General features: G+C 72.4%; 22 protein-coding genes. 9 read left to right on the top strand and 13 right to left on the bottom strand.

The window, feature by feature from the left end:
- The first annotated feature begins 30 nt into the window (after positions 1–30).
- The 6 genes from F4692_RS13835 to glsA all read left to right on the top strand — a co-directional run bounded on the left by F4692_RS13835 (position 31) and on the right by glsA (position 5,684).
- Positions 31–1,284, top strand: coding sequence for an acyl-CoA dehydrogenase family protein (locus tag F4692_RS13835; RefSeq protein ID WP_179620186.1), 1,254 nt, complete (start codon positions 31–33; stop codon positions 1,282–1,284).
- On the top strand, positions 1,281–2,063 hold the full coding sequence (locus F4692_RS13830; RefSeq protein WP_179620185.1) for an SDR family NAD(P)-dependent oxidoreductase: 783 nt from the start codon (positions 1,281–1,283) through the stop codon (positions 2,061–2,063). The genes F4692_RS13835 and F4692_RS13830 overlap by 4 nt, the downstream gene beginning before the upstream one ends.
- A gap of 23 nt (positions 2,064–2,086) precedes the next feature.
- Positions 2,087–3,130, top strand: coding sequence for a phosphotransferase family protein (locus F4692_RS13825; RefSeq protein WP_308645304.1), 1,044 nt, complete (start codon positions 2,087–2,089; stop codon positions 3,128–3,130).
- Positions 3,127–3,795: a histidine phosphatase family protein gene (locus F4692_RS13820; RefSeq protein WP_179620183.1), complete on the top strand. Its 669-nt coding sequence runs from the start codon at positions 3,127–3,129 to the stop codon at positions 3,793–3,795. Before F4692_RS13825 ends, F4692_RS13820 begins: the two co-directional genes overlap by 4 nt.
- Before the next feature lie 22 nt (positions 3,796–3,817).
- A complete protein-coding gene (locus tag F4692_RS13815) occupies positions 3,818–4,561 on the top strand; it encodes an SDR family oxidoreductase (RefSeq protein ID WP_179620182.1) in 744 nt (247 codons plus the stop codon).
- A 190-nt stretch (positions 4,562–4,751) separates the two neighbouring features.
- Positions 4,752–5,684: a glutaminase A gene (glsA, locus tag F4692_RS13810; protein WP_179620181.1), complete on the top strand. Its 933-nt coding sequence runs from the start codon at positions 4,752–4,754 to the stop codon at positions 5,682–5,684.
- 2 nt (positions 5,685–5,686) lie between these two features.
- Here the strand turns inward: glsA and F4692_RS13805 are convergent, their stop codons facing one another.
- From F4692_RS13805 to F4692_RS13795, 3 genes are all read right to left on the bottom strand, one after another.
- The gene (locus tag F4692_RS13805; protein WP_179620180.1) at positions 5,687–6,709 is read right to left on the bottom strand and encodes a PASTA domain-containing protein; all 1,023 of its coding nucleotides are present in this window, start codon (positions 6,707–6,709) and stop codon (positions 5,687–5,689) included.
- Positions 6,710–7,471 (bottom strand): DUF4184 family protein, encoded by a 762-nt coding sequence (locus F4692_RS13800; RefSeq protein ID WP_179620179.1) that lies wholly within the window; start codon positions 7,469–7,471, stop codon positions 6,710–6,712. It abuts the gene before it with no gap.
- 286 nt (positions 7,472–7,757) lie between these two features.
- Positions 7,758–8,063: a hypothetical protein gene (locus F4692_RS13795; RefSeq protein WP_179620178.1), complete on the bottom strand. Its 306-nt coding sequence runs from the start codon at positions 8,061–8,063 to the stop codon at positions 7,758–7,760.
- Between the two features lie 221 nt (positions 8,064–8,284).
- On the opposite strand from F4692_RS13795, the gene pepN reads away from it, so the two are divergent.
- Positions 8,285–10,717, top strand: a complete 2,433-nt coding sequence (gene pepN / locus F4692_RS13790) for an aminopeptidase N (RefSeq protein WP_179620177.1) — start codon at positions 8,285–8,287, stop codon at positions 10,715–10,717.
- Positions 10,718–10,879: 162 nt separating this feature from the next.
- Here the strand turns inward: pepN and F4692_RS13785 are convergent, their stop codons facing one another.
- The 4 genes from F4692_RS13785 to paaK form a co-directional block, all read right to left on the bottom strand.
- The gene (locus F4692_RS13785) at positions 10,880–11,140 is read right to left on the bottom strand and encodes a hypothetical protein (protein WP_179620176.1); all 261 of its coding nucleotides are present in this window, start codon (positions 11,138–11,140) and stop codon (positions 10,880–10,882) included.
- A gap of 325 nt (positions 11,141–11,465) precedes the next feature.
- Positions 11,466–11,936 carry a DUF5709 domain-containing protein gene (locus tag F4692_RS13780; protein ID WP_179620175.1) on the bottom strand — a complete coding sequence of 157 codons (471 nt, stop codon included), beginning with the start codon at positions 11,934–11,936 and terminating at the stop codon, positions 11,466–11,468.
- Positions 11,937–11,981: 45 nt separating this feature from the next.
- Positions 11,982–14,102, bottom strand: coding sequence for a DEAD/DEAH box helicase (locus F4692_RS13775; RefSeq protein WP_179620174.1), 2,121 nt, complete (start codon positions 14,100–14,102; stop codon positions 11,982–11,984).
- Between the two features lie 206 nt (positions 14,103–14,308).
- Positions 14,309–15,616 (bottom strand): phenylacetate--CoA ligase PaaK, encoded by a 1,308-nt coding sequence (paaK, locus tag F4692_RS13770; protein ID WP_179620173.1) that lies wholly within the window; start codon positions 15,614–15,616, stop codon positions 14,309–14,311.
- A 46-nt stretch (positions 15,617–15,662) separates the two neighbouring features.
- Between paaK and F4692_RS13765 the strand changes: the two genes are divergently transcribed.
- Positions 15,663–16,268 carry a TetR/AcrR family transcriptional regulator gene (locus F4692_RS13765; RefSeq protein WP_179620172.1) on the top strand — a complete coding sequence of 202 codons (606 nt, stop codon included), beginning with the start codon at positions 15,663–15,665 and terminating at the stop codon, positions 16,266–16,268.
- Here the strand turns inward: F4692_RS13765 and paaI are convergent.
- The 6 genes from paaI to paaA form a co-directional block, all read right to left on the bottom strand.
- Positions 16,265–16,687, bottom strand: a complete 423-nt coding sequence (gene paaI / locus F4692_RS13760; RefSeq protein WP_179620171.1) for a hydroxyphenylacetyl-CoA thioesterase PaaI — start codon at positions 16,685–16,687, stop codon at positions 16,265–16,267. The two genes, F4692_RS13765 and paaI, sit on opposite strands and share 4 nt — an antisense overlap.
- Positions 16,680–17,735 carry a 1,2-phenylacetyl-CoA epoxidase subunit PaaE gene (gene paaE, locus F4692_RS13755; protein WP_179620170.1) on the bottom strand — a complete coding sequence of 352 codons (1,056 nt, stop codon included), beginning with the start codon at positions 17,733–17,735 and terminating at the stop codon, positions 16,680–16,682. The genes paaI and paaE overlap by 8 nt, the downstream gene beginning before the upstream one ends.
- A 3-nt stretch (positions 17,736–17,738) precedes the next feature.
- Positions 17,739–18,251: a 1,2-phenylacetyl-CoA epoxidase subunit PaaD gene (gene paaD / locus F4692_RS13750; RefSeq protein WP_308645303.1), complete on the bottom strand. Its 513-nt coding sequence runs from the start codon at positions 18,249–18,251 to the stop codon at positions 17,739–17,741.
- Positions 18,248–19,186: a 1,2-phenylacetyl-CoA epoxidase subunit PaaC gene (gene paaC / locus F4692_RS13745; protein ID WP_179620169.1), complete on the bottom strand. Its 939-nt coding sequence runs from the start codon at positions 19,184–19,186 to the stop codon at positions 18,248–18,250. Before paaC ends, paaD begins: the two co-directional genes overlap by 4 nt.
- 74 nt (positions 19,187–19,260) lie before the next feature.
- The gene (paaB, locus tag F4692_RS13740) at positions 19,261–19,623 is read right to left on the bottom strand and encodes a 1,2-phenylacetyl-CoA epoxidase subunit PaaB (protein ID WP_179620168.1); all 363 of its coding nucleotides are present in this window, start codon (positions 19,621–19,623) and stop codon (positions 19,261–19,263) included.
- The gene (gene paaA, locus F4692_RS13735) at positions 19,620–20,627 is read right to left on the bottom strand and encodes a 1,2-phenylacetyl-CoA epoxidase subunit PaaA (protein WP_179620167.1); all 1,008 of its coding nucleotides are present in this window, start codon (positions 20,625–20,627) and stop codon (positions 19,620–19,622) included. Before paaA ends, paaB begins: the two co-directional genes overlap by 4 nt.
- A gap of 112 nt (positions 20,628–20,739) precedes the next feature.
- Between paaA and paaZ the strand changes: the two genes are divergently transcribed.
- Positions 20,740–22,758 carry a phenylacetic acid degradation bifunctional protein PaaZ gene (gene paaZ / locus F4692_RS13730; RefSeq protein ID WP_179620166.1) on the top strand — a complete coding sequence of 673 codons (2,019 nt, stop codon included), beginning with the start codon at positions 20,740–20,742 and terminating at the stop codon, positions 22,756–22,758.
- The last annotated feature ends 6 nt before the right edge of the window (positions 22,759–22,764 follow it).

Raw genomic sequence — 22,764 nt, 5'->3', positions numbered from 1 at the left:
ATTGCTCAACAGTGTGCGAAGGTCAACGGCATGGACTTCTCGCTCTCCCCCCGCGCCGCCGACCTCCAGGCCCGCGTGCGCGCCTTCGTCGCCGACGAGATCGAGCCGGTCGAGGCGGCCGCGCACCAGCGGATCACCCGGCTCCGCGAGTCGGGCGGTGACCACTGGACGCCCGACCCGGTCATCGCCAAACTCCAGGCCAAGGCCCGCGCCCAGGGCCTGTGGAACCTCTTCCTCCCCGCGACCCACGCCGGCCGCTATCCCGCGGACTTCGGCACCGACGGTGGCGAGGGTCTCAGCAACGTCGACTACGCCTCGGTCGCCGAGGCGATGGGCCGCTCATTCCTCGCCCCGCTCGTCTTCAACTCCAACGCGCCCGACACCGGCAACATGGAGGTACTGCTGAAGTACGGCACCGACGAGCAGAAGGAGCAGTGGCTCGAGCCCCTGTTGCGCGCGGAGATCCGCAGTGCGTTCTGCATGACCGAGCCGGCCGTCGCCTCCTCCGACGCCACCAACATGGCCGCCACCGCGCGGGTGGAGGGCGACGAGGTCGTCATCAACGGCCGCAAGTGGTGGTCGACCGGGGTGGGCAACCCGGACTGCAAGGTGTTCGTCTTCATGGGCCTGTCCGACCCCGACGCCGACCGGCACTCGCGACACACGATGGTGCTGGTCCCCCGGGACGCGAAGGGCGTGAGGGTCGAGCGGATGCTCACGACGATGGGCTACTACGACGAGCCCCTCGGCCACGGCGAGGTGTCCTTCGACGACGTGCGGGTGCCTCTCTCCCACGTCCTGCTCGGTCCGGGCCGCGCCTTCGAGATCGCCCAGGGCCGGCTCGGTCCCGGGCGCGTCCACCACTGCATGCGCGCCATCGGCCTCGCCGAGCGCGCCCTGGAGCTCGCGGTCGCCCGCGCCACCTCGCGCACCGCGTTCGGCAAGCCGCTCGCCAACCTCGGCGGCAACCGCGAGCGCATCGCGGACGCGCGCATCGCGATCAACCGCTCCCGCCTGCTGGTTCTGCACGCCGCCTGGCTGCTCGACCAGGGCATGAGCGCCGAGGCCTACTCCGCGGTCAGCGAGATCAAGGTCGAGGTGCCCTCCATGGCCCTCGACGTGATCGACATGGCGATCCAGCTGCACGGCGGCGCCGGGATGTCCGACGACTTCCCGCTGGCCGCCGCCTGGGTGGGCGCGCGCACGCTCCGGCTCGCCGACGGCCCGGACGAGGTGCACCGCAACGTGATCGCGAAGATCGAGATCGGGAAGCACACCGCATGAGCACCCCCACCCCGACCCCGCGTCGCGTCCTGGTCACCGGTGCCGCGTCGGGCCTCGGCGCCGCCCTCGTCGCCGCCTTCCGCGCCAGGGGCGACGAGGTGCTCGCCACCGACCGCGTCACCGGGGACGGCATCGACCTCGTCCTCGACATCACCTCCGACGCCGACTGGTCGTCGGCCGTCGAGGCGGTCCGCGAGCGCTGGGGCGGCCTCGACGTGCTGGTCAACAACGCCGGTGTCGCCGGCGGCGGTCGGGTGGACGTCTGCACGATCGACGAGTGGCAGTGGATCACCGACATCAACCTGTTCGGCGCGGTGCGCGGCACGCGGGCGTTCGTCCCGCTGCTGAAGGAGCAGGGCTCGGGCCACCTGGTCAACGTCGCGTCGCTCGCCGGCCTGGTCCACCCGGCGGGGATGGGCTCCTACAACGCCGTCAAGGCGGCGGTCGTGGCCTTCACCGAGACCTGCGGCCACGAGCTGGCCGCCCACGGCATCCGGGCAAGCGTGGTCTGCCCGTCCTACTTCCGCACCAACCTGATGGACAGCATGCAGGGCAGCGACGAGCTGGTCGGCCAGGTCGTCGCAGGTCTCGTCGAGCGCTCGCCGATCACGGCCGACGACATCGCGGCCGCGGTCCTGGCCGGGATGGAAGCCGGCGACGACGTGATCGTCCCCGACGAGCCCGCGCGTCAGGCGTACTTCCTCAAGTGGGCCGACCGTCCCGCCTACGACGCGGTGATGCGCGACCAGGCGGCCAAGCTCCACCGGGCCGGCTCGTGACCGCGGTGCCGGGGGCGCGGGACGTGCGCGCGGAGGACGCCTTCGACGTGGGAGCGGCGTCCGCCTGGTTGCGGACCCACGCCGCCGACCCGACCGGGCTGGACGGCGAGCCCGACGTGCGCCAGTTCTCCGGCGGCGCGTCCAACCTGACCTACCTGCTGCGCTACCCCTCGGGGCGCGACCTGATCCTGCGGCGCGCCCCCGGCGGCACCAAGGCCAGGGGCGCTCACGACATGCGGCGCGAGCACGAGATCCAGGCGGCCCTCGCCCCGGTCTTCCCCTACGTCGCACCGATGGTCGCCTTCTGCGACGACCCGACGGTGCTCGGTGGCGACTTCTACGCGATGGAGCGCATCGACGGCGTGATCCCGCGCAGCACGTGGCCCGCAGACGTGCCGCTCTCCCCCGAGCAGGCACGGCAGCTGTGCCTCAACGTGGTGGACGTCTGTGCCGAGCTGCACGGCGTCGACGCCGACGCCGCGGGGCTGGGGCACGTCGGCCGGGGCGTCGGCTACGTCCGCCGGCAGGTCGAGGGCTGGTCGACCCGCTACCGCAACGCCCTCACGCCGGACAACCCCGACCTCGTCGAGGTGATGGCGTGGCTCGACGCGCACCAGCCCGACGACGTCGCGACGTGCGTGATCCACAACGACTTCAAGATCGACAACATCGTCCTCGCCCACGACGACCCGACCCGCGTCGTCGGCGTCCTCGACTGGGAGATGGCCACGCTCGGCGACCCGCTGATGGACGTCGGCGGTGCGCTGGCGTTCTGGGTCCAGGCCGACGACTCCGACGAGCTCAAGATGACCAAGCGGGTGCCCACGGACCTGCCCGGGATGATCACCCGCGAGGAGTTCGTGCAGGCCTACTGCGACCGGATGGGCTTCGACATGACCCCCGAGCGGTGGCGGTTCTACGAGGTCTTCGGGCTGTTCCGCAACGCGGTCATCGCCCAGCAGATCTACTACCGCTACTTCCACGGCCAGACCACCAACGAGATGTTCGCCCTGTTCGGCCCCGGCGTGCAGATCCTCGACCGGCGCATCGCGGAGGTCCTGTCGTGAGTCGCATCTTCCTGGTGCGGCACGGGCAGGCGTCCTTCGGCGCGGACGACTACGACAACCTCTCCGACCTCGGTCACGAGCAGTCGCGGATCCTCGGCGCCGCCCTCGCGGCGCGCGGCGTCCGCCCGGACCTCGTCGTGGCGGGCCACATGAAGCGCCACGACCAGACCGCCCGCGGCGTGCTCGAGGGTGGCGGCTGGGATGTCGACATCACCGTGGACGCGGGCTGGAACGAGTTCGACCACCTGCAGGTCCTCGACGTGCACGCCCCGCCGAGCACCACCGAGGGCGAGGACGAGAAGGCCGCCTTCCAGCGGTGGTTCGAGGACGCGACCCGACGCTGGACCTCCGGCGAGCACGCGGAGGCGTACGACGAGTCGTTCGCGGACTTCGGCGCGCGCGTCGACGCGGCCGTGGCCCGGCTCGTCGAGATCCTGCCCCGGCGAGGGACGGCCGTCGTGCTCACCAGCGGCGGGGCGATCGCCTGGACCGCCGCGACCCTGCTCGCCGACGACCCGGCCGTGCGTGCGGAGCTGTGGCTGCGGATCAACCCGGTGTCGGTCAACTCCGGCGTGACGACGCTCGTGCGCGGGTCGCGCGGCACGACGCTCGTCGCCCTCAACGCCCACGACCACCTCACCCCCGACCTCATCACCTACCGCTGACCACGCATCACCAGGAGCCCTCGTGACCACCACCCTCATCACCGGCGCCAGCAGCGGGCTCGGCGCCGAGATGGCGCGCCAACTCGCGGCCCTCGGCAACGACCTCGCCCTGTGCGCGCGGCGTACCGATCGCCTCGACGACCTGAAGGCCGAGATCGAGGCCGCCCACCCCGGCGTGCGGGTCGCAGTGAGGGCGCTCGACGTCAACGACCACGACGCGGTGTTCCGGGTCTTCGAGGAGTTCGCCGAGGAGCTCGGCGGGCTCGACCGGGTGGTCGTCAACGCCGGGCTCGGCAAGGGCCAGCCGCTCGGCACCGGCCGTTTCGACGCCAACAGGCAGACCGCCGAGACCAACTTCATCGGCGCGCTCGCCCAGACCGAGGCCGCCGCCGCGATCTTCCGGCGGCAGGCCCGCGGCCACCTCGTCATGGTCTCGTCCTTCTCGGCGCTGCGCGGGATGCCGAGGAACACCACGACGTACGCCGCCACGAAGGCCGCCGTCGCCCACCTCGCCGAGGGCTTCCGCGCCGACGTGCACGGGACGGCCATCAAGGTGACCGTGCTCTACCCCGGCTACATCGTCTCGGAGATGTCCGGCACGTCGGCACGGACGCCGCTCATGACGTCCACCGAGAAGGGCGTGCGCGCCATGGTCGCGGCGATCGAGAAGGAAAAGCCCTCGGCCCGCGTACCTGCGTGGCCGTGGGCTCCCCTCGGCGCCGTGGTGAAGCGGGTGCCGGTCTCGGTGCTGCGCCGGATGACCTGAGGCTCGGCCCGACGACCGATCCCTCCCCCGGCCCCGAGCGGTGCGTGAGCCACGTTCTCGGCGCTCAGGACGTGGCTCACTCACCGCTGCCCGCGGCGCATCCGTCCCAGCGGTGCGTGAGCCACGTTTCCCGGGCCCAGAACGTGGCTCACTCACCGCTCCGCGTGGGCGCCGTCCGTACGATCGAGGCGTGGCTGGTGACACGCACGACCTGACCGCTGTCCTGGCCCGCGAGCACGAGCGGTTCCTCGACGAGCGGTCCGGCGAGGTGCACGACGTCCGCCTGGACCAGGACCGAGGCGCGGGCCTGTTCGGTCTCGCGACGATGTCGATCGACGGGCGTCTCAGCCGGGCCGGCGACGCCGACGTGCCGTTCGCCATCCAGTCCGTGGTCAAGCCGTGGATCTACGCCCTCGCGCTCCTCGACCACGGGGACGAGGTGCTCGAGTCGGTCGGTGTCGAGCCGACCGGCGCACCGTTCGACGCGCTCGTGCTGGAGGAGGAGACCGGCCGCCCACCGAACCCCATGGTCAACGCCGGTGCGTTGATGGCGGCGTCGCTCGTGTCCGGTCGGGACGCCGACGAGCGCGTCGAGCGCATCGTCGACACCTGCTCGCGGGCCGCCGGTCGAGACCTCGCCGTCGATGACGAGGTCGCCGCCCACGAGATCGAGCACGGACACCGCAACCGGGCGCTCGGCCACCTCATGCGCGACGGGGACCTGCTGCGTTGCGGTGTCGACGATGCCGTCGAGGTCCTGGCGCGAGCGTGCGCCATCTCGATCACCACGGTCGACCTGGCCACGATGGGCGCGACGCTGGCCGGGTGGGGCAGCCGTCCGGGGTCGAGCGAGCAGGTCCTTCCCCGGCACGTCGCGACCGACGTCGTCAGCGTCATGGCCACGTGCGGGATGTACGACGGCAGCGGTCGGTGGCTCCACCGCGCCGGACTGCCGGCGAAGTCCGGCGTGGACGGGGCGCTGATGGCGGTCGCACCCGGGCGACTGGGGATCGGCTCCTACAGCCCTGCCCTCGACGACCGGGGCAACAGCGTGCGCGGGCTGCTCGTGGGCGAGCGTCTCTCCGAGGTGCTGCACCTGCACCCGTACGGCCCCCCGGACTGAGCTCATCCGGCGCGTGCGTCCCCGTCGTCGCGGGTCCGTACCCAGGGCGGCGGGCCCAGACCCGTGCCACCGGGGAGCGTCACGGAGACGACGGCGATGTCTCCGGCGTCGTCCTCGAAGAGGTCGATCGTGAGCTGGCACCCGAGCTCGGCTCCGTCACCTCCACCGACCGTGCCGCCGCCGACCGTCAGCACGACGCGGGTGGGAGCACCGGCGACACCGGACGGGCTCGCCGTCGGGAGGCCGCACGTGGTGCGCGGCGGTGGTCCGCTGGTGATCGAGACGACCGGCTGCCCGAGGTCGTTGGCCACGGGTCGCAGGGCGTACGCCACGACGGGGTCGCGCACGCGCCGGCGCCAGTCGGGTGACGTGGCCGCGTGCGTCCCGTCGGCCGTCCCGGCCGCCTCGCCGTCGACGTACAGCCGCACCTCGGGCGCGAGGCGGGGGCGTGCCGAGCCGGAGACGAGGAAGCGCAGGAACGACCACGCCCGGGAGCGAACGGCGGCGTCCGCGGGGCACCTCCACGACGGCGTCGTCGTCGCCATGACGACGACGACCTCGTCCCGCCGGACCGTGTCGCCCGACGGGGGCACCGAGCCCAGCACCTGCCCGGCCGGGTCGCACTGGGGCACCGGGTCGACGCGCGAGGAGATGCCCGCGCGGCCCAGCGCAGTCGCGGCCTCGTCGGCGGTGAGACCGATCAAGGCAGGCACGGTCACGGCGCTTCGCTCGACCTTCTCGGGGTCCGGCGGACCGGTCAGGGCGGTGACCGCGAAGGCCGCCGTCACGGCGGCGACGAGCACGCCGGCAGCGAGCTGGGGGCGGCGGGAGCGTCCGCCGAGCACCTCCTCACGCAGCGCGGGGACGACGACCTGGTCGGGGTCGGCGGTGCGCACGATGCGGCGTCGCTGCGCCTCGATCACGCCATCGACCACGGCCGGGGCGCGGTCCGCCGGCACGCCGAGCTCGATCGCCATCTCGACGAGCATCCGGTGGCGCGCGTCCCGGTAGTCCTGGACGTCCATCTACCGCTCCCGCTCGCGCCGCAGCTGCGCCGCCCACCACACCAGGACGAAGACCAGGCTGGCACCGACCAGCACCACGACCGCGCCCTCGGCGCTGCTCCGGAGCAGCGCCTCCACCGACACGGGAGTGCCGTACGTCTCGGCCTGTCGCCACTCGCGCAGCGCGCCGAGCAGCACTCCGGCGGCTACTACCGCGGCGACCGCCACGACTGCGCCCAGCCGTGGACGGAAGTCCTTCCTGGCTCGCCACACGACGTGGGCCAGCACCACGAGTCCGAGCACCGTGCTCGCGTGCTGGACCAGGCGTGCCCACGTCATCCCACCGACGGCCGGGTCGCTGAGCGCGGACCAGTGCTCGACCACGTATCCGTCGCTGTGCGTGAACGAGTCCCACAGCAGGTGGGTGGCGATCCCGACGAGCACGGACAGGAGCACCCACGCGGCTGCTGGTCGCTGCCTCCGCTGCGGTTCCGGTGCGGGCGGGGCGCCCACCAGGGCACCGACAGGCCGTTCCGCCACCCACCAGGCGACGGTCAGGACGACCGCGTACGGCACGGCGACGACCAGGCTGCCCGTGACGGTGTGGGAGGTGGTCGCGTTGAAGAGCGGCTCGTACCAGGACTGCGCGCTGACCGGGACGGGCAGCGCGCGGGCGAAGTACGGCACGTCCGGTGCGACGGCGCCGGCGACCAGCGCGGGCGTGCTGAACGGGAGGCGCGCGAGCGGCACGATCGCCGCGACGTGCGACAGGGTGAAGGGCACGGACGTCCTCGAGGTTGACGTTGCCGCGGGTGGCATCGGTCGTGGGCAGGCAGAGCGTAGTCGACCAGGTGGCGCGACGGCCTCGGACGTGGGCGTCGTCGACGTGCACGTCATGGGGCGCGTCGCACTGCGGTCGTGCGCGACGTGCGCGACGTGCGGTCCTGGTGACGTGGCGGGTGAGTCAGGAGGACCGCACTGGCCGCTCGCAGGAACGCGGGGATGACAGGTCGCGCGGGCGACCGCGTCCGGGCGTCGGCCCGACAGGTCCGGCAGCCGACGCCTCCGTCTAGGAGAAGTTCACCTCGGTGGACACGATGCGCTCTCCGCCGATCCGCGTGACGGCCCGGTAGGTGATGCGCCGATCAGGCCGGGGAACCTCCCAGCGGGCCTTGCCGTCGCGCGAGAAGCGGCGTGCCGCCACTCCCGTCCATCCCTTCGGCGTCCGGCGCTGCAGCACGACGCGGTGCCCCGCGGCCGAGTCGTCCGCGACGGCGCGCAGGGTGAAGTGGTCGAAGGACGGCGTACCGACCACGAGGTACAGCGCACGCGGCACCGACCGGAGCTCCGCTGCGACGGATCCGGGGCGCGGCACGGCCGCCCCTGCGGCGGTGGGAACGAGCCACCCGGACACCACCGCGAGTGCCAGGACTCCCACGAGGCGTCGCACCAGCACCGCAGCTCCGTTCGTCCGCGCCGGGACCGGCCCCGGCGGGCGCACGATAGCAAGGATCGCGCGTCCGGCCCGCAGGGCGGTGCCACCGGGCGGCGGATCGACCTAGGGTCGGGGCAGCACCCACTCGAGAGGACCCGCCCGTGACCGTCCGCAGTCTCAGCCAGGAGGAGGCCGTCGAGCGCGCGGCCGTCCTGTCCGTCACGTCCTACGACGTCTCGCTCGACCTGACCGGGCTGGTCGACGGGCCGGACTTCCGCGCGGTCAGCACCGTGCGGTTCGGCGCGACGCCCGGCGCGACGACGTTCGTCGACTGCTGCGCCGAGGTGGAGTCGGCGATCCTCAACGGCACGCCGCTCCCCGCGCCCCGGGAGGGTCGCATCGAGCTCTCGGGCCTCGCCGGGGACAACGAGCTGGTCGTCGCCACCGTCCAGCGCGACACCACCGACGGCCGAGGGGTGCACCGGGCGGTGGACCCGGCCGACGAGAACGTCTACCTCTGGACGACCTTCGAGCCCGACGAGGCCCGCTACGCCTGGGCCTGCTTCGACCAGCCCGACCTCAAGGCCCCGCACGCGTTCACGGTCACCGCGCCGGTCGGGTGGACCGTGGTCAGCAACTCCGGCGAGCCCCGGATCGAGGACGTCGACGACGCCCGGCGGTGGACGTTCGAGCCGACCCCGCCGCTGTCGACCTACAACCCGGTCGTCGTCGCCGGTCCCTTCGTCGAGGTGCGCCGCGAGGTCGACGGCCACGACCTCGGCCTGTACGCCCGCCGTACGCTGCAGACCGCCCTCGAGCGCGACGCGGACCAGCTGTTCACCCTCACCGAGCAGGGCCTGGCGTTCTTCGCGGGGCGCTTCGGCATGGCCTTCCCGCAGCGCAGCTACGACCAGGTCTTCCTGCCCGACTTCGGCGGGGCGATGGAGAACTACGGCTGCGTCACGTGGTCCGACACCATCCTGCGTCGCCACGAGCCGACCACCGCCGAGTGGCAGCTGTTCACCAACGTGCTGCTGCACGAGATGGCGCACATGTGGTTCGGCAACATCGTCACGATGCGCTGGTGGGACGACCTATGGCTCAACGAGGCGTTCGCCGAGTTCGCGTGCATGTGGGCCGCCGAGCGCGCCACGGCCTACGGCGACACGGCGGCCAACAACCTCGTGGGCGACAAGCTCGCGGCCTACCTCGCCGACCAGGGACCGGCCTCGCACCCCATCCGTCAGCCCGTGCCGACAGTCGCCGACGCCGAGTCGATCTTCGACTCGATCACCTATCCCAAGGGCGCGGCCGTGCTCAAGCAGCTGATGCACTTCGTCGGCGAGGAGACCTTCTCTCGCGGGATGAGCGCCTACTTCGCCGAGCACGCGTGGGGGAACACCACCCTCGACGACCTCGTCGCCTCCCTCGAGCAGGCCAGCGGTCGCGACCTGCAGCCGTGGAGGCGCGCCTGCCTGGAGACCGCGGGCGTCGACCGGCTCGGCATCGAGCGTGGTGACGACGGCCTGGTGCTCACCGCGCGCGGCCCCCACGGCCGGCCCCACCCCCAGGTGGTCGGGGTCGGCGCCTACCGCCGCGCCGGCGACGCCCTGGAGGAAGTGGGCTCCACGGTGGTGGAGGTGGACGGCGAGCGCACCGCGGTGGAGGGGCTGCCCGACGCAGACCTCTACCTCGTCAACCACGACGACACCACCTTCGCCACGACCCGCCCGGACGTCGCGGGCCGCGAGGTGCTGGTCGGACGGCCGTCCGCGCTGCCGACGACCCTCACACGCGCCGTCGCGATGGCCACCGTGTGGGACATGCTCTCGTCCGGCGAGGCGACTGCCGCCGAGGCGGTCGGCGCCCTGACCGACGTGCTGCAGGTGGAGCAGGTGGAGTCGGTCGTCGAACCGTGCCTGGGCCTCGCCCTCGTCGCTGCGCAGCTGTGGGCTCCCGAGTCCGTGCGGGGGGACCTCGAGGCGCAGGTCGCCACCGCCGCGCGACGGCTGGCGGACGCCGGCACCTCCCGCCAGGCGGCCCTGCGCGCGCTCGCCCGCACCGCGCTGGGTGACGACGACCTGGCCGCGGTGCGCGAGGAGGCGGGCGACGACCTCGACCTGCAGTGGTACGTCCTGCAGCGCCGCGCCGAGCTCGGCGACCTCGACGCGGAGGCCGTACGCGCCCTCGAGGAGCGCGACCCCGACCCCGACGCGTGGATCCGTGCCCTCACCGTGCGGGCCGGCTCGCCGTCCGCCGAGGCGAAGGAGGAGGCGTGGACCGCGATGGTCGAGCGCACGGTGCCGGCGCAGTCGGCCCGCGTGGTCGGGCCGGCCTTCTGGCGACCCGGCCAGGACGAGGTGCTGGCGCCCTACGCCGAGCGCTTCCTCGAGGTGCTGCCCCGGCTGCACGACGGCGGGATGATCCCCGGCCTCGCCCTCACCGACAGCCTCTTCCCGGTGTTCGCCGTCGACGAGGCGTGGGTACGCCGCGCCCGCGAGGCCGCGGCCGCGGGCGCGGCACCGGTCGTGGTCGGCGCCCTCACCGAGCGGTCCGAGGAGGTCCTGCGGATGCTGCGGGCGCGGCGGCTCTGACGGCCTGTCCTGGTCGCGTCGATTGGTCGTCATGCTTGTAGTCGTACTCCCAGGGCAGGTGGCGGCCGATGCGGGCCGCAATGGTCTGCCAGTCGGGACCTGGGCTCATGGCGGCAGTCAGTCGTTCCACGGAGGCCTCGAACGCCGCAGGGGACCACGCCTTCATGAGCCCCACGCCTTGCACTGGAGAACCTCGCCGCCCGGCAGCACGTCTTCGGCGAAACCCGTACCCCACGCGGAAACACCGAAGTGCTCGGAAAACATGCTAGGCGAGCACTCGATGCAGTCGAAGGAGTCCGCGAGGTCACGGTCCGAGGCACCGATCAGCACGTGGGCCGCGAACCCGAAGTGAGTCGCCCCGACGTCCGGCTCGTGGTGACACAGGTACTGCTTGACGTCGCCGACGACCTCGATGGCATCCATGCCTCGAGCTTGCAGCGAACGCACTTCCCGGCTCTACCGATCGTCCGTCGCGGAGTCCCGGTGGGCACCCGCGCCGGCGTTTGGGGCCGGCAGCAACAGATGGCCCAAGAATGCGAAGACGCGTCACTCGTCATCGCGACACGTTAGTGCGGTCCCTGTGACGTACCGGGTACGTCACAGCGACCGCACTCAGCCCTCTGGGAGGAGACACGGACGAGCTCGAGGTTCGCTCGCGCCACGTACGAGTGAACTGGGACCGTGCGCCCGCTCCTGCCGCTGCTCAGCGCGATCCGCGCGGGAGCGTCGCAACCTCGCGGTCGCGACCTCAGTAGTCGTCGGCCTCCGGCGGCTCGGGCTCGCGGGTGACGTGCATGGCCGCCTCCTCGGCGGACGCGCCCGCGCCGTCGATGCCGACGTCGTAGGCGACCTCCTGCTTGTCCCGGTCCTCACCGAGCCCCTCGTCGGGCTGCACGAGCCGCCCGGTGCGCTCGTCGGCCTCGTCGAGACCGAGCTGGTCGTCGAGGGCGTTCTCGTCCTCGTGGTCATCGTCGACGTCGTCCTCGGCGTAGGGGTCGACGTCGGGCTCCTCCTCGGCGAGCTTCTCGTCGAGGGACTCCCCCTGGCGGCGCTCGGCCTCCGTGGGGTAGTCGTCGTAGCCCTTGGGCGCGCGGTCGGGCGGCGAGTAGCCCCGATCGAGGACGTCCTCGAGGTCGCTGTCGTCGAGGGTGTCCCCGGGCTGCAGCTGGTCCTCGTCGTCGATCGACATGTCCAGGTAGGTCTCGCGGTCCTCGCTCATGACTACAGAGGTACCGGACGGCGCAGGCCGGGACAAGGCTGGGGGTCAGGCGAGGCCGAGCTCGCGCTCCAGCGCGTCGGTGAGCAGCGCGACCAGCGCCTCGGTCTGGATGTTGGCCGAGGAGTGGACCTCCTCGTCCGAGCCGTCGAGCGCCCGGGCCGCCAGCCCGGCCTTGGAGTCGATCAGCTCGGCGATCCGGGTGTCGATGGTCTGCGCGGCGATGATGCGCCAGGCGGTCACCGGGTCGGACTGGCCGATGCGGTGCACGCGGTCGATCGCCTGGGTCTGCTCGGCATCGGTCCACGACAGCTCCGAGAGCACCACGTTGGACGCCACCTGCAGGTTGACGCCGACACCGGCGGCCGCGAGCGAGCAGACGATCACCTGCACGTCGGGGTCGTTGACGAAGGCCTGGATCGCCCTCTCCCGCGCCTTCGGCGTCTGGTCGCCGCGGATCGAGGTGTGCTTGAGCCCACGACGGGTGAACGTCTCCTCGGCGATGTCCATGACGTCGACGTGGCGGGCGAAGAACACGACCTTGCCGACGTTGCGAGCCAGCTGCGCGGCGTAGTCGGCGGCCAGGCCGGCCTTCGCGCGACCGATGCGGCGGAACATCGAGAAGACGTTCTCCCCACCGGTGCCCTGGTCCATCTCCTCGCGCTCCCACGTGGCGACGCGGCGTACGAGCTCGTGGTCGATGCCGTCGACGACGGACCCGGTGCGCCGGGTCTCGAGGGCCGCCTTGTAGCGCTGGACGAGCCGCCGGGCGAGCTCCGCCTCCGCTGCCCGGATCGAGCGGGTGTCCTCGTCGTCGAGCTCGACCGGGATGTCGGCGATCCGGCGTGCCGGGATGTCCTCGGCGACGTCGACCTTGCGCCGACGGACGATGCCCATGTCGATGACCGCCTTGCGGGCGGCGGGGTAGAACGGCGGGTCGGCCGGCGTCAGCTCGGTCTCCTCGAGCGACTCCATCAGGCGCGCCATGGGCTTGCGGTCGTCGATCCAGCCGAGGAACTGCCAGATCGCGCGGAAGTCCTCGATGTCGTTGATCAGCGGCGTGCCGGTCAGCGCCATCAGGAGCGGCCGCGCGGTGCGCGAGCGGAGCTTCTCGGAGAGCTCAAGCACATGGCGGGAGCGCTGCGAGGTCTTGTTCTTGATGAAGTGGGCCTCGTCGACGACCATCCCGCGGAAGCCGAAGGTGCCGAGCCAGCCCACGTGGCGGTCGAGGATCTCGTAGTTGACGATGATGACGTCGGCGAAGGCGTCGACCTGGTCGCCGTCGCCGTGGATGACGGTGGCGCGGCGGCGCGGGGTCCAGCGCTCGGTCTCGCGCGCCCAGTTGGTCTTGACGACGTTGGGGCACACGACGAGCAGCGGGAAGGCGTTGGCGGCCTGCGCGGCGAGCAGCGCCTGGGCGGTCTTGCCCAGGCCGGGCTCGTCGGCGAGCAGGAAGGTGCGGTGGCCCTCGGCGGCGGAGGCGATCATCGCGGCCTGGTGCGGCATCAGCTCGAGCTTGCCGGGGGCGTCGAGGGTGGTGGGCTCGGGCAGGTCCATGCAGGACGAGGAGCCGCCGAGCTCGAAGGAGCGGAAGAGCGGGCCGAGCAGCTCCCAGGTGGCCAGCCCGCCGTGGGTGCTGCGGCGCTCGCGACCGATCTCGAAGTCAGGCACGAGGAAGGGGTTGGCGAGCTGGTGCTGGACGACCGACTGCGGGATGACGCGGCGCTCGCCGAGGCCCGGTCCGGCCTCGTCGTCGGGCTTGGGCTCCTCGGCGACGGCCTCGATGCCGGCCTTGCGCAGCATCTCCAGGCGCAGGTCGCGCGCGCTGTCGGTGACGACCGCGTCCTCGGAGAGCAGCCCGAAGAGGGAGGGGTCGCGGGTCGCGGTCTTGGCGAGGATCGTCGCGATGCCGTCGAGCCGCTTGAGCTCGTCGGCCTTCTGCGCGTCGGTCAGCTCGGTCGAGGCCTTCACGTCGCCGCGGTGCTCGCGCACCAGCAGGGCGACGACCTGGAAGCGGACCCGCTGGCCGGGGGCGAGCGGGCCGCGCTGGACGGCGGACTCGAGCTCGCGCACGGCGCGTGCCAGGACGGGGACGATGCCCTCGTTGTCCTTGTGGCGGGCGTGCGCAGGGGTGCGGCGACCGCCGCGTTGACGCTGGCGCTGGGCCAAGGGGTCCTCCCGGACTGGGCCTGAGTGGATACGCGTCGTGGACGGGCGAGCCTCCTCGGCTCTGCCTGCACGCACGGCGTGGAGGTGTGGAGCGGGCGTCAGGTGCGCGGTGGCCGGTGGACCCGGGGGCGGTCAGTGCGGCACGGCGTCTGGGCGCTACCTCCACTGTAGCCCCCGGGGAGGCGTTGCCGGTAAATGTCCCCCGGTCAGCGCGCCGGGCGGTGGTCCACGATCCGCCTCATCTTGCCGACGGAGCGCTCGATGGAGGCCACGTCGACGACCTCCACCCCCACCGAGACGCCGATGGAGGTCTTGATCCTGCCGGCCAGCTCGCCCTGGGCCGCGGCGGCCTCCGCGTCGGACGTACCGTCGCGGCGCTCGACGCGCACCGTCAGGGTGTCGAGGTTGCCGCTGCGGTCGAGGTGGCACTGGAAGTGCGGCGACAGCGCCGGGAGGCCGAGCACGATCTCCTCGATCTGGGTCGGGAAGAGGTTGACCCCGCGCAGGATCATCATGTCGTCGGTGCGACCGGTGATCTTCTCCATCCGGCGCATGCTGCGCGCGGTTCCGGGCAGCAGGCGGGTGAGGTCGCGGGTGCGGTAGCGGATCACCGGCATCGCCTGCTTGGTGAGCGTGGTGAGGACCAGCTCGCCCTCCTCGCCGTCCGGCAGGACCTCACCGGTGACCGGGTCGATCACCTCGGGGTAGAAGTGGTCCTCCCAGACGTGCAGCCCGTCCTTGGTCTCCACGCACTCGCTCGCGACGCCGGGGCCGATCACCTCCGACAGGCCGTAGATGTCGACCGCGTGCATGTCGGTGCGCTGCTCCATCTCGCGGCGCATGTCGTTGGTCCACGGCTCGGCGCCGAAGATGCCGACCTTGAGCGAGGTGGACCTCGGGTCGACGCCCTGCGCCTCGAGCTCGTCGAGGATGGACAGCATGTAGGACGGGGTCACCATGATGACGTCGGGCTCGAAGTCGAGGATCAGCTGCACCTGCCGCTGGGTCATCCCGCCGGAGACGGGCACGACCGTGCAGCCGAGGCGCTCGGCCCCGGCGTGCGCGCCGAGCCCGCCGGTGAAGAGGCCGTAGCCGTACGCGTTGTGCAGGACCATCCCCCTGCGCCCGCCGGCGGCGCGGATCGACCGGGCCACGACGTCGGCCCACGTGTCGAGGTCGTCGCGGGTGTAGCCGACGACGGTCGGCTTGCCGGTCGTGCCGCTGGACGCGTGCAGGCGCACGACCTCCTCACGCGGCACGGCGAACATCCCGAAGGGGTAGTTGTCGCGCAGCGTCGCCTTGGTCGTGAACGGCAGGCGCGCGAGGTCCTGCAACGACTCGACGCCGTCGGGGTGCACGCCCGCCTCGTCGAAGGCCCGGCGGTAGTGCGCGACGTTGTCGTACGCGTGGCGCACGGACCACTGGAGTCGCTCGAGCTGCAGGGCGCGGAGGTCCGCGACGGGCGCCGTCTCGATCGGGTCCAGGTCACCGGGCTGCGGGGTCAGGTCCTGCACGTGTCGTCCTCCTCGCGAGGGGTGGTTCTCTGGAAGGGTGTCACTCATGGAGGCAAAGCCCGAGGGTGGCGCGCGCCGTGGCCGGCCCGGTCACGACCAGGCGACGGTGCTGCGGGTGGCGATCGAGCTCTTCAACCGGCAAGGCTACGACGCGACGAGCATGGGCGACCTGGCTCGCGAGCTCGGCCTCACCAAGTCGGCGATCTACCACCACGTCCCGAGCAAGGGACACCTGCTCGAGCGCGCGCTCGACGAGGCCCTGGGCGAGCTGTCGTCCGCGCTCGACGCCGTCCGCGCGGACACCTCGTCGACCCCGGAGCAGCGGCTGAGGGCCGCCGTCCGCTCCAGCGTCGTGGTGCTCGCCGAGCACCTGCCGGCCGTCACCCTCCTCCTCCGCGTGCGCGGCAACACGCCCGCCGAGGTGGCCGCGCTGGACCGGCGCCGCGACATCGACCACCGGCTGGCCGAGATGGTGCGCGAGGCCGCCGCCTCGGGGGCGATCCGCGACGACATCGACCCGCTCGTCATCAGCCGCCTGATCTTCGGCATGGTGAACTCGCTCACCGAGTGGCTGCGCGACGACGGTGACGTCGACGCGCTCGCCGACACCGTCACGGCGCTGGCGTTCGACGGACTGGTGCGGGCCCACTAGCGCGTCGCGAGCGTCCGGCTCCGCCCGCGGAGCTCTGCGACGACCTCGCCGGCGCCCGGGTCGTCGGCGCGCACGGTCACGTCGTAGATCCCCGACCGGCCGCGACGCGAGACCTCGCGCGCCTCGGCGTGGAGCACCTGCCCGAGCCGGGCGGGCACGAGGAAGTCGACGGTGAGGCCGGCGGCCACGGTGACGGGCCCGTGGGAGTTGCAGGCGAGGGCGAAGGCCGAGTCCGCGAGCGTCGCGATCAGTCCGCCGTGGCACAGGTCGTGCCCGTTGACCATGTCGGGCCGGACCACCATCGACACCCGGGCACGCCCGGCGCCGAGGTCGTCGAGCCGCATGCCGAGGGCGGCGCTGGCGGCGTCGGCGGCCCACATCGCGCGCGCCGGCGCCAGCCCGTCGTCGTCCTCAGGCATCGAAGTCGACCGTGACCGCGTCGCTGACCGGGAAGGTCTGGCAGGTGAGCACGAACTGCTGGGCGACCTCGTCGGCCTCGAGCGCGTAGTTGCGGACCATCTCGACCTCGCCGTCGACGACCCGGGCGCGGCAGGTCCCGCACACCCCGCCCTTGCACGCGAACGGCAGGTCGCTGCGTACGGTCTGGGCGGAGTCGAGCAGGGTGGTGTCGCGCGGCATCGGCGTGGTGGTCGTACGCCCGTCGAGCACGACGGTCACGTCGCTGGTCACGCCGTCCACGGCCCGGTCGGCGTGGCGCAGGGTGGGCGGCGGCTCGTCGACGAAGAACAGCTCGAAGTGCACCTTCTCCCTCGGCACGCCGAGCTCCTTGAGCACGGTCCGGGCGTCCTCGATCAGGCCGAGCGGGCCGCAGAGCCACACGTGGTCGATCGCAGCCAGGGGCACCTTGACCGGCAGCAGCCGGCGAAGCCGGTCGGCGTCGAGGCGTCCGGAGAACAGCTCGACGTCGCGGGGCTCGCGCGAGAGCACGTGGACGAGGTCGAAGCGGGGACCGTGGAGGTTCTTGAGGTCGCTGAGCTCCTCGGCGAACATCACCGAGGTCGTCTCGCGGTTGCCGTAGAGCATCGTGACGGTGCTGTCCGGGTTGGTCAGGACGGACGCCGCGATCGACAGCATCGGGGTGATGCCCGAACCCGCCGCGATGCAGAGGTGGCGGCCCGGGCTGGTCGGGTCGGCGCGGAAGCTGCCGGTGGGCGCGGCGACCTCGATGGTCTCCCCCGGCACCACCTCGCGGATCAGCCAGGACGAGAACATCCCGCCGGGGATCTCGCGCACGCCGATGCGGGGGGCCGCGCCGGCCGGCGCGCAGATCGAGTAGCTGCGCCGGTGCTCGACCCCGTCGACGACGCGGCGCAGGGTGAGCGACTCCCCCGGCTCGAAGGCGAACAGCTCGCGCAGGTCGTCGGGGACGTCGAAGGTGACGGCCGCCGAGTCGTCGGTGAGCGGCTCGACGTCGCGGACCGTGAGCGCGTGGAACGTCGCGGCCATGGCTCAGATCTCCTTCACGTGGTCGAAGGGCTCGAGGCAGGAGGCACAGCGGTACTGCGCCTTGCACGCGGTGGACCCGAACTCCGAGACCAGGTCGGTGGCCGGGGAGTCGCAGCGCGGGCAGCGCACCTGCCGTGCCGTGGGCAGGAGCGTCAGCGGGATGGGGCCGTCGTGCGACGGGGCGGGCCCCGGGGGCGAGATGCCGGCCGCCGCCAGCGCGGCGCGCCCCCGCGGGGTGATCCAGTCGGTCGTCCACGCCGGGTGGAGGCTGACGCGTACGTCGACCGTGCCGAAGCCGGCCGCCCGGAGCTCACGGACGAGGTCGTCGCGCATCGCCGCCATCGCGGGACAGCCCGAGTAGGTCGGCGTGATGTCGACGACCACGTGGTCGTCCGCGACCACGTCGACGTCGCGGAGCACCCCGAGGTCGGCGAGCGTGAGCATCGGGAGCTCGGGGTCGGTGACGCGCTCCGCGACGCGGCGGGCGCGCTCGGTCGTACGGCTCTTGAGGATCACCACAGCCCCCTCGGGTGCGCCCGGGCGACGGACTGCATCTCCGCCAGCATCCGGCTCAGCGGCTCGCCGTGCATGCCGTCGCGTCCGGTGCGGCCCAGCACCCCGGACCGGCGCGGGCTCGCGGGACTGGCGACGTCCGCCGCGGCCAGGACCTGGTCGAGCACGCCCTCGGCGGCCTCCCGCACGGTCGCGGGGTCGACACCGACGCCGGCCTCGGCGGCCGCCGCCTCGACGGGGTGCGTGTCGAACAGCTCGGGCCACAGCGGCCAGAGCTCCTCGAGCGCCGCCAGGAGCCGGCGCCGCGACTCGTCCGTGCCCTGCGCGAGCGTGACGAACCAGCGCGCGGCGTAGTCGCGGTGATAGGCCAGCTCCTTGACGCCCTTCGCGGCGACGGCGGCGAGGACGTGGTCGCGGCTGGAGTGCAGCCGCTCCCAGACCGCGAGCCGCCAGACCGAGAAGAGCAGCACCCGCACGGTGGCCTCGGCGAAGTCGCCGTTGACGAGCTCGGCGAGGCGGACGTTGCGGAGCTGGTGCGCCTCGCGGAAGAACGCCAGCGCGTCCTCCGGGGGCGCCGGCGACCCCTCCGGCAGCACGGGCACCAGCGACTCGTCGGCCTTGGCCGCGCGGGCCAGCAGCAGGCGCGCCTGGCCGAGCAGGTCGAGCGCGATGTTGGACAGCGCGATGTCGTCCTCGAGGTCCGGGGCGTTGCTCGTCCACTCCGAGACCCGGTGCGACATCACGAGCGAGTCGTCGCCGAGCATGAGGGCATACGTCCCGAGGGTGGCCGCGTCGACGCCGTCGGGGATCGTCGTGTCGACACCGGCGAGCGGGTCCTCGAAGTCGGTCCCGAACGCCCAGTGGGCGTCGTTGACGAGGAGTCCGGAGTAGGCGGACTCGTGCTCGTCGTCGGGCGGTGTCTCGATGTGGGAGTCCATGGGAGCCTCTCGGGGTCCCCGCGGCGTTGTCCTGGAGGAGCGCAGCGGGGGAAGGAGAACGTCGTGGGGTGGGATCACATGTGGGGGACGTCGTCGGGGATGTCGTAGAAGGTCGGGTGCCGGTAGACCTTGTCGCCGCTCGGCGCGAACATCGGGTCCTTCTCGTCCGGGCTCGACGCGGTGATCGCGTCGGCGCGCACGACCCAGATGCTGACGCCCTCGTTGCGACGGGTGTAGACGTCGCGGGCGTGCAGCAGCGCCATCCGGTCGTCGGCGGCGTGCAGCGAGCCGACGTGCACGTGGTTGAGGCCCCGCTTGCCGCGGACGAACACCTCGTAGAGGGGCCACTCCTTCTCCGGCGCGGGGACCCCGACGCCCGTGGGCACGTCGGCGAGCGGCACGGCCCCGTGGCCGCCCTCGGCGGGGAGCTCGCTCATCGTCCCGTCCTCTCGGTGGTCGAGTTCCCCCCGAGGGACGAGCGGGGCGTGTCGAGACCCTTCGCGGCGTACGCGGTCGCGGCCTCGCGCACCCAGGCGCCGTCCTCGTGGGCGCGGCGGCGGTGCGCCATCCGCTGGGCGTTGCACGGCCCGTTGCCCTTCACGCCCTGCATGAACTCCTCCCAGTCCGGCTGGCCGAAGTCGTGGTGCCCGCGTTCCTCGTTCCACCTCAGCTCCGGGTCGGGCAGGGTCACGCCGAGCGCCTCGGCCTGCGGGACCGACATGTCGACGAACTTCTGGCGCAGCTCGTCGTTGGTGTTGCGCTTGATGCCCCACGCCATCGACTGCGCGGTGTTGGGCGAGTCAGCGTCCGGCGGGCCGAACATCATCAGCGCCGGCCACCAGAACCTGTCGACGGACTCCTGCACCATCGCGCGCTGCTCGTCGGTGCCGCGCATCATCGTGGTGAGCAGCTCGTAGCCCTGCCGCTGGTGGAAGGACTCCTCCTTGCACACGCGGATCATCGCGCGGCCGTAGGGGCCGTAGGACGTGCGGCACAGCGGCACCTGGTTGCAGATCGCGGCGCCGTCGACGAGCCAGCCGATCGTGCCGACGTCGGCGTAGGACAGCGTCGGGTAGTTGAAGATCGAGGAGTACTTCTGCTTGCCGGCGATGAGGAGCTCGGTGAGCTCGAGCCGGGACACGCCGAGGGTCTCGGCAGCGGAGTAGAGGTAGAGCCCGTGGCCGGCCTCGTCCTGCACCTTGGCCAAGAGGATCGCCTTGCGGCGCAGGCTCGGGGCGCGCGTGATCCAGTTGCCCTCCGGCTGCATGCCGATGATCTCGCTGTGGGCGTGCTGAGCGATCTGGCGCACCAGGGTCCGGCGGTAGCCGTCGGGCATCCAGTCCCGCGGCTCGATCCTGTCGTTGCGCGCGATCGTCGCCTCGAAGCCGGCCTCGAGACCCGCCGCGAGGTCGTCGTCCGTGGGTGTCTCGGTGAGCGTCATCTGGGAACCTCCGCACCGTCGCTGCACATTTACTGACCGATCGGTCTGGTATTAGTGTGTCACCCGTCACCCTGACACGCAATCGCGACAGGCAACCAGTGGGAGGAACCCCGTGAGCCGACTTCTCGAGAGCTACGCCGCAGGCCGCTGGTACGCCGCCTCCGCGGAGGGCGACCCCCTCCTCGACGCCGCGACGGGCGAGGAGGTCGCGCGGATCTCGAGCGCCGGCCTCGACCTGGGCACGATGGCGCACCACGCCCGCACCGTCGGCGGCCCGGCGATCAGGGACCTGACCTTCCACGAGCGCGCGCTGCTGCTCAAGGAGCTGGCCGCCCACCTCACCGGTCTCAAGGACGAGCTCTACGAGGTGTCGCTGTCCACCGGCGCCACGCGACGCGACTCGATGATCGACATCGACGGCGGCTTCGGCACGATGTTCAGCTACTCGTCGAAGGGTCGCCGCGAGCTGCCCAACGACACCGTCGTGTGCGACGGCGACCTCGAGCAGCTCGGCCGCACCGGCGTCTTCCTCGGCCAGCACGTCTACACCTCGCGCCCCGGCGTCGCCGTGCAGATCAACGCCTTCAACTTCCCCATCTGGGGCATGCTCGAGAAGCTCGCCCCCGCCTTCATCGCCGGGCTCCCGTCGATCGTCAAGCCGGCCAGCCAGACCGCCTACCTCACCGAGCTCGTCGTGCGCCGCATCATCGAGTCCGGCATCCTGCCCGAGGGCTCGCTGCAGCTGCTGTCCGGCTCCGCAGGCGACCTGCTCGACCACCTCGGCGTCCAGGACTCGGTGGCCTTCACCGGCTCCGCGCACACCGCCGGCATCCTGCGCCAGCACCCGTCGGTCCTGCACGGCGGCGTGCAGCTCCAGGTCGAGGCGGACTCGCTCAACTGCTCCGTGCTCGGCCCCGACGTCGCCGTCGGGGACCCGGAGTGGGACCTCTTCGTCAAGGGTGTCGTCACCGAGATGACCGCCAAGGCGGGCCAGAAGTGCACCGCCATCCGCCGCGTCATCGTCCCGGACGCCGTGGCCGGGGAGATGACCGACGCGATCGCCGCCCGCCTCGCCTCGATCTCCGTGGGCCACCCCGCCGAGGAGTCGACGCGGATGGGACCGCTGGCCTCCCTCGGCCAGCGGCAGGAGGTCCGCAAGGCCGTCGAGGCGCTCCGCTCGTCCTGCGAGGTCGTGGTGGACGAGCGCGCGGTCGACGGCGACGCGGAGCGCGGGGCGTACATGTCCCCCGTCCTGCTGCGTGCCCGTCCCGGCGCGGTGGAGCCGCACGACGTCGAGCCGTTCGGCCCGGTGTCGACGGTGATGGCGTACGGCTCGCTGGAGGAGGCCGTCACGCTGGCGGCCCGCGGCAAGGGCTCGCTGGTGGGATCGGTCGTCACCCACGACCCCCAGGTGGCGCGCACCCTGGTCCTCGGGCTCGCGCCCTGGCACGGCCGCATCCTCGTGCTCGACCGTGACGACGCACCCGAGTCGACCGGTCACGGCTCCCCCCTGCCGATGCTGGTCCACGGCGGCCCCGGGCGCGCCGGCGGCGGCGAGGAGCTCGGCGGCGTCCGCGGCGTGCTGCACCACATGCAGCGCTCGGCGATCCAGGCCTCGCCCGACATGCTCACCGCCATCACGGGCCGCTGGACGCGGGGCTCCCAGCGGACGGTGACGCCCGAGCACCCGTTCCGCCACTCGCTCGCGACGCTGCGGGTCGGCGACACGATCGCCTCCGAGCCGCGGGTCATCTCGCTCGAGGACATCGACCACTTCGCCGACTTCACCGGCGACACGTTCTACGCCCACACCGACCCGGAGGCGGCCGCGCAGAACCCGCTCTTCGGCGGGATCGTCGCCCACGGCTACCTCATCGTCTCGATGGCGGCGGGCCTCTTCGTCGACCCGGCCCCGGGGCCGGTGCTGGCCAACTTCGGCGTCGACGACCTGCGCTTCCTCACCCCCGTCAAGGCCGGCGACGCGATCCGCGTGACGCTCACCGTCAAGCAGATCACCCCGCGCTCGTCGGCCGACTACGGCGAGGTGCGCTGGGACGCGCTCGTGACGAACGGGGACGACGAGCCGGTCGCGACCTACGACGTGCTGACGCTGGTGGCCAAGGAGGCCTGACACACC

The sequence above is a fragment of the Nocardioides cavernae genome (assembly GCF_013410035.1).
Classification (GTDB): Bacteria; Actinomycetota; Actinomycetes; order Propionibacteriales; family Nocardioidaceae; genus Nocardioides; species Nocardioides cavernae_A.
The sequence above is the reverse complement of the archived record's forward strand: the minus strand, read 5'-3'. Positions and strand labels throughout refer to the sequence as shown.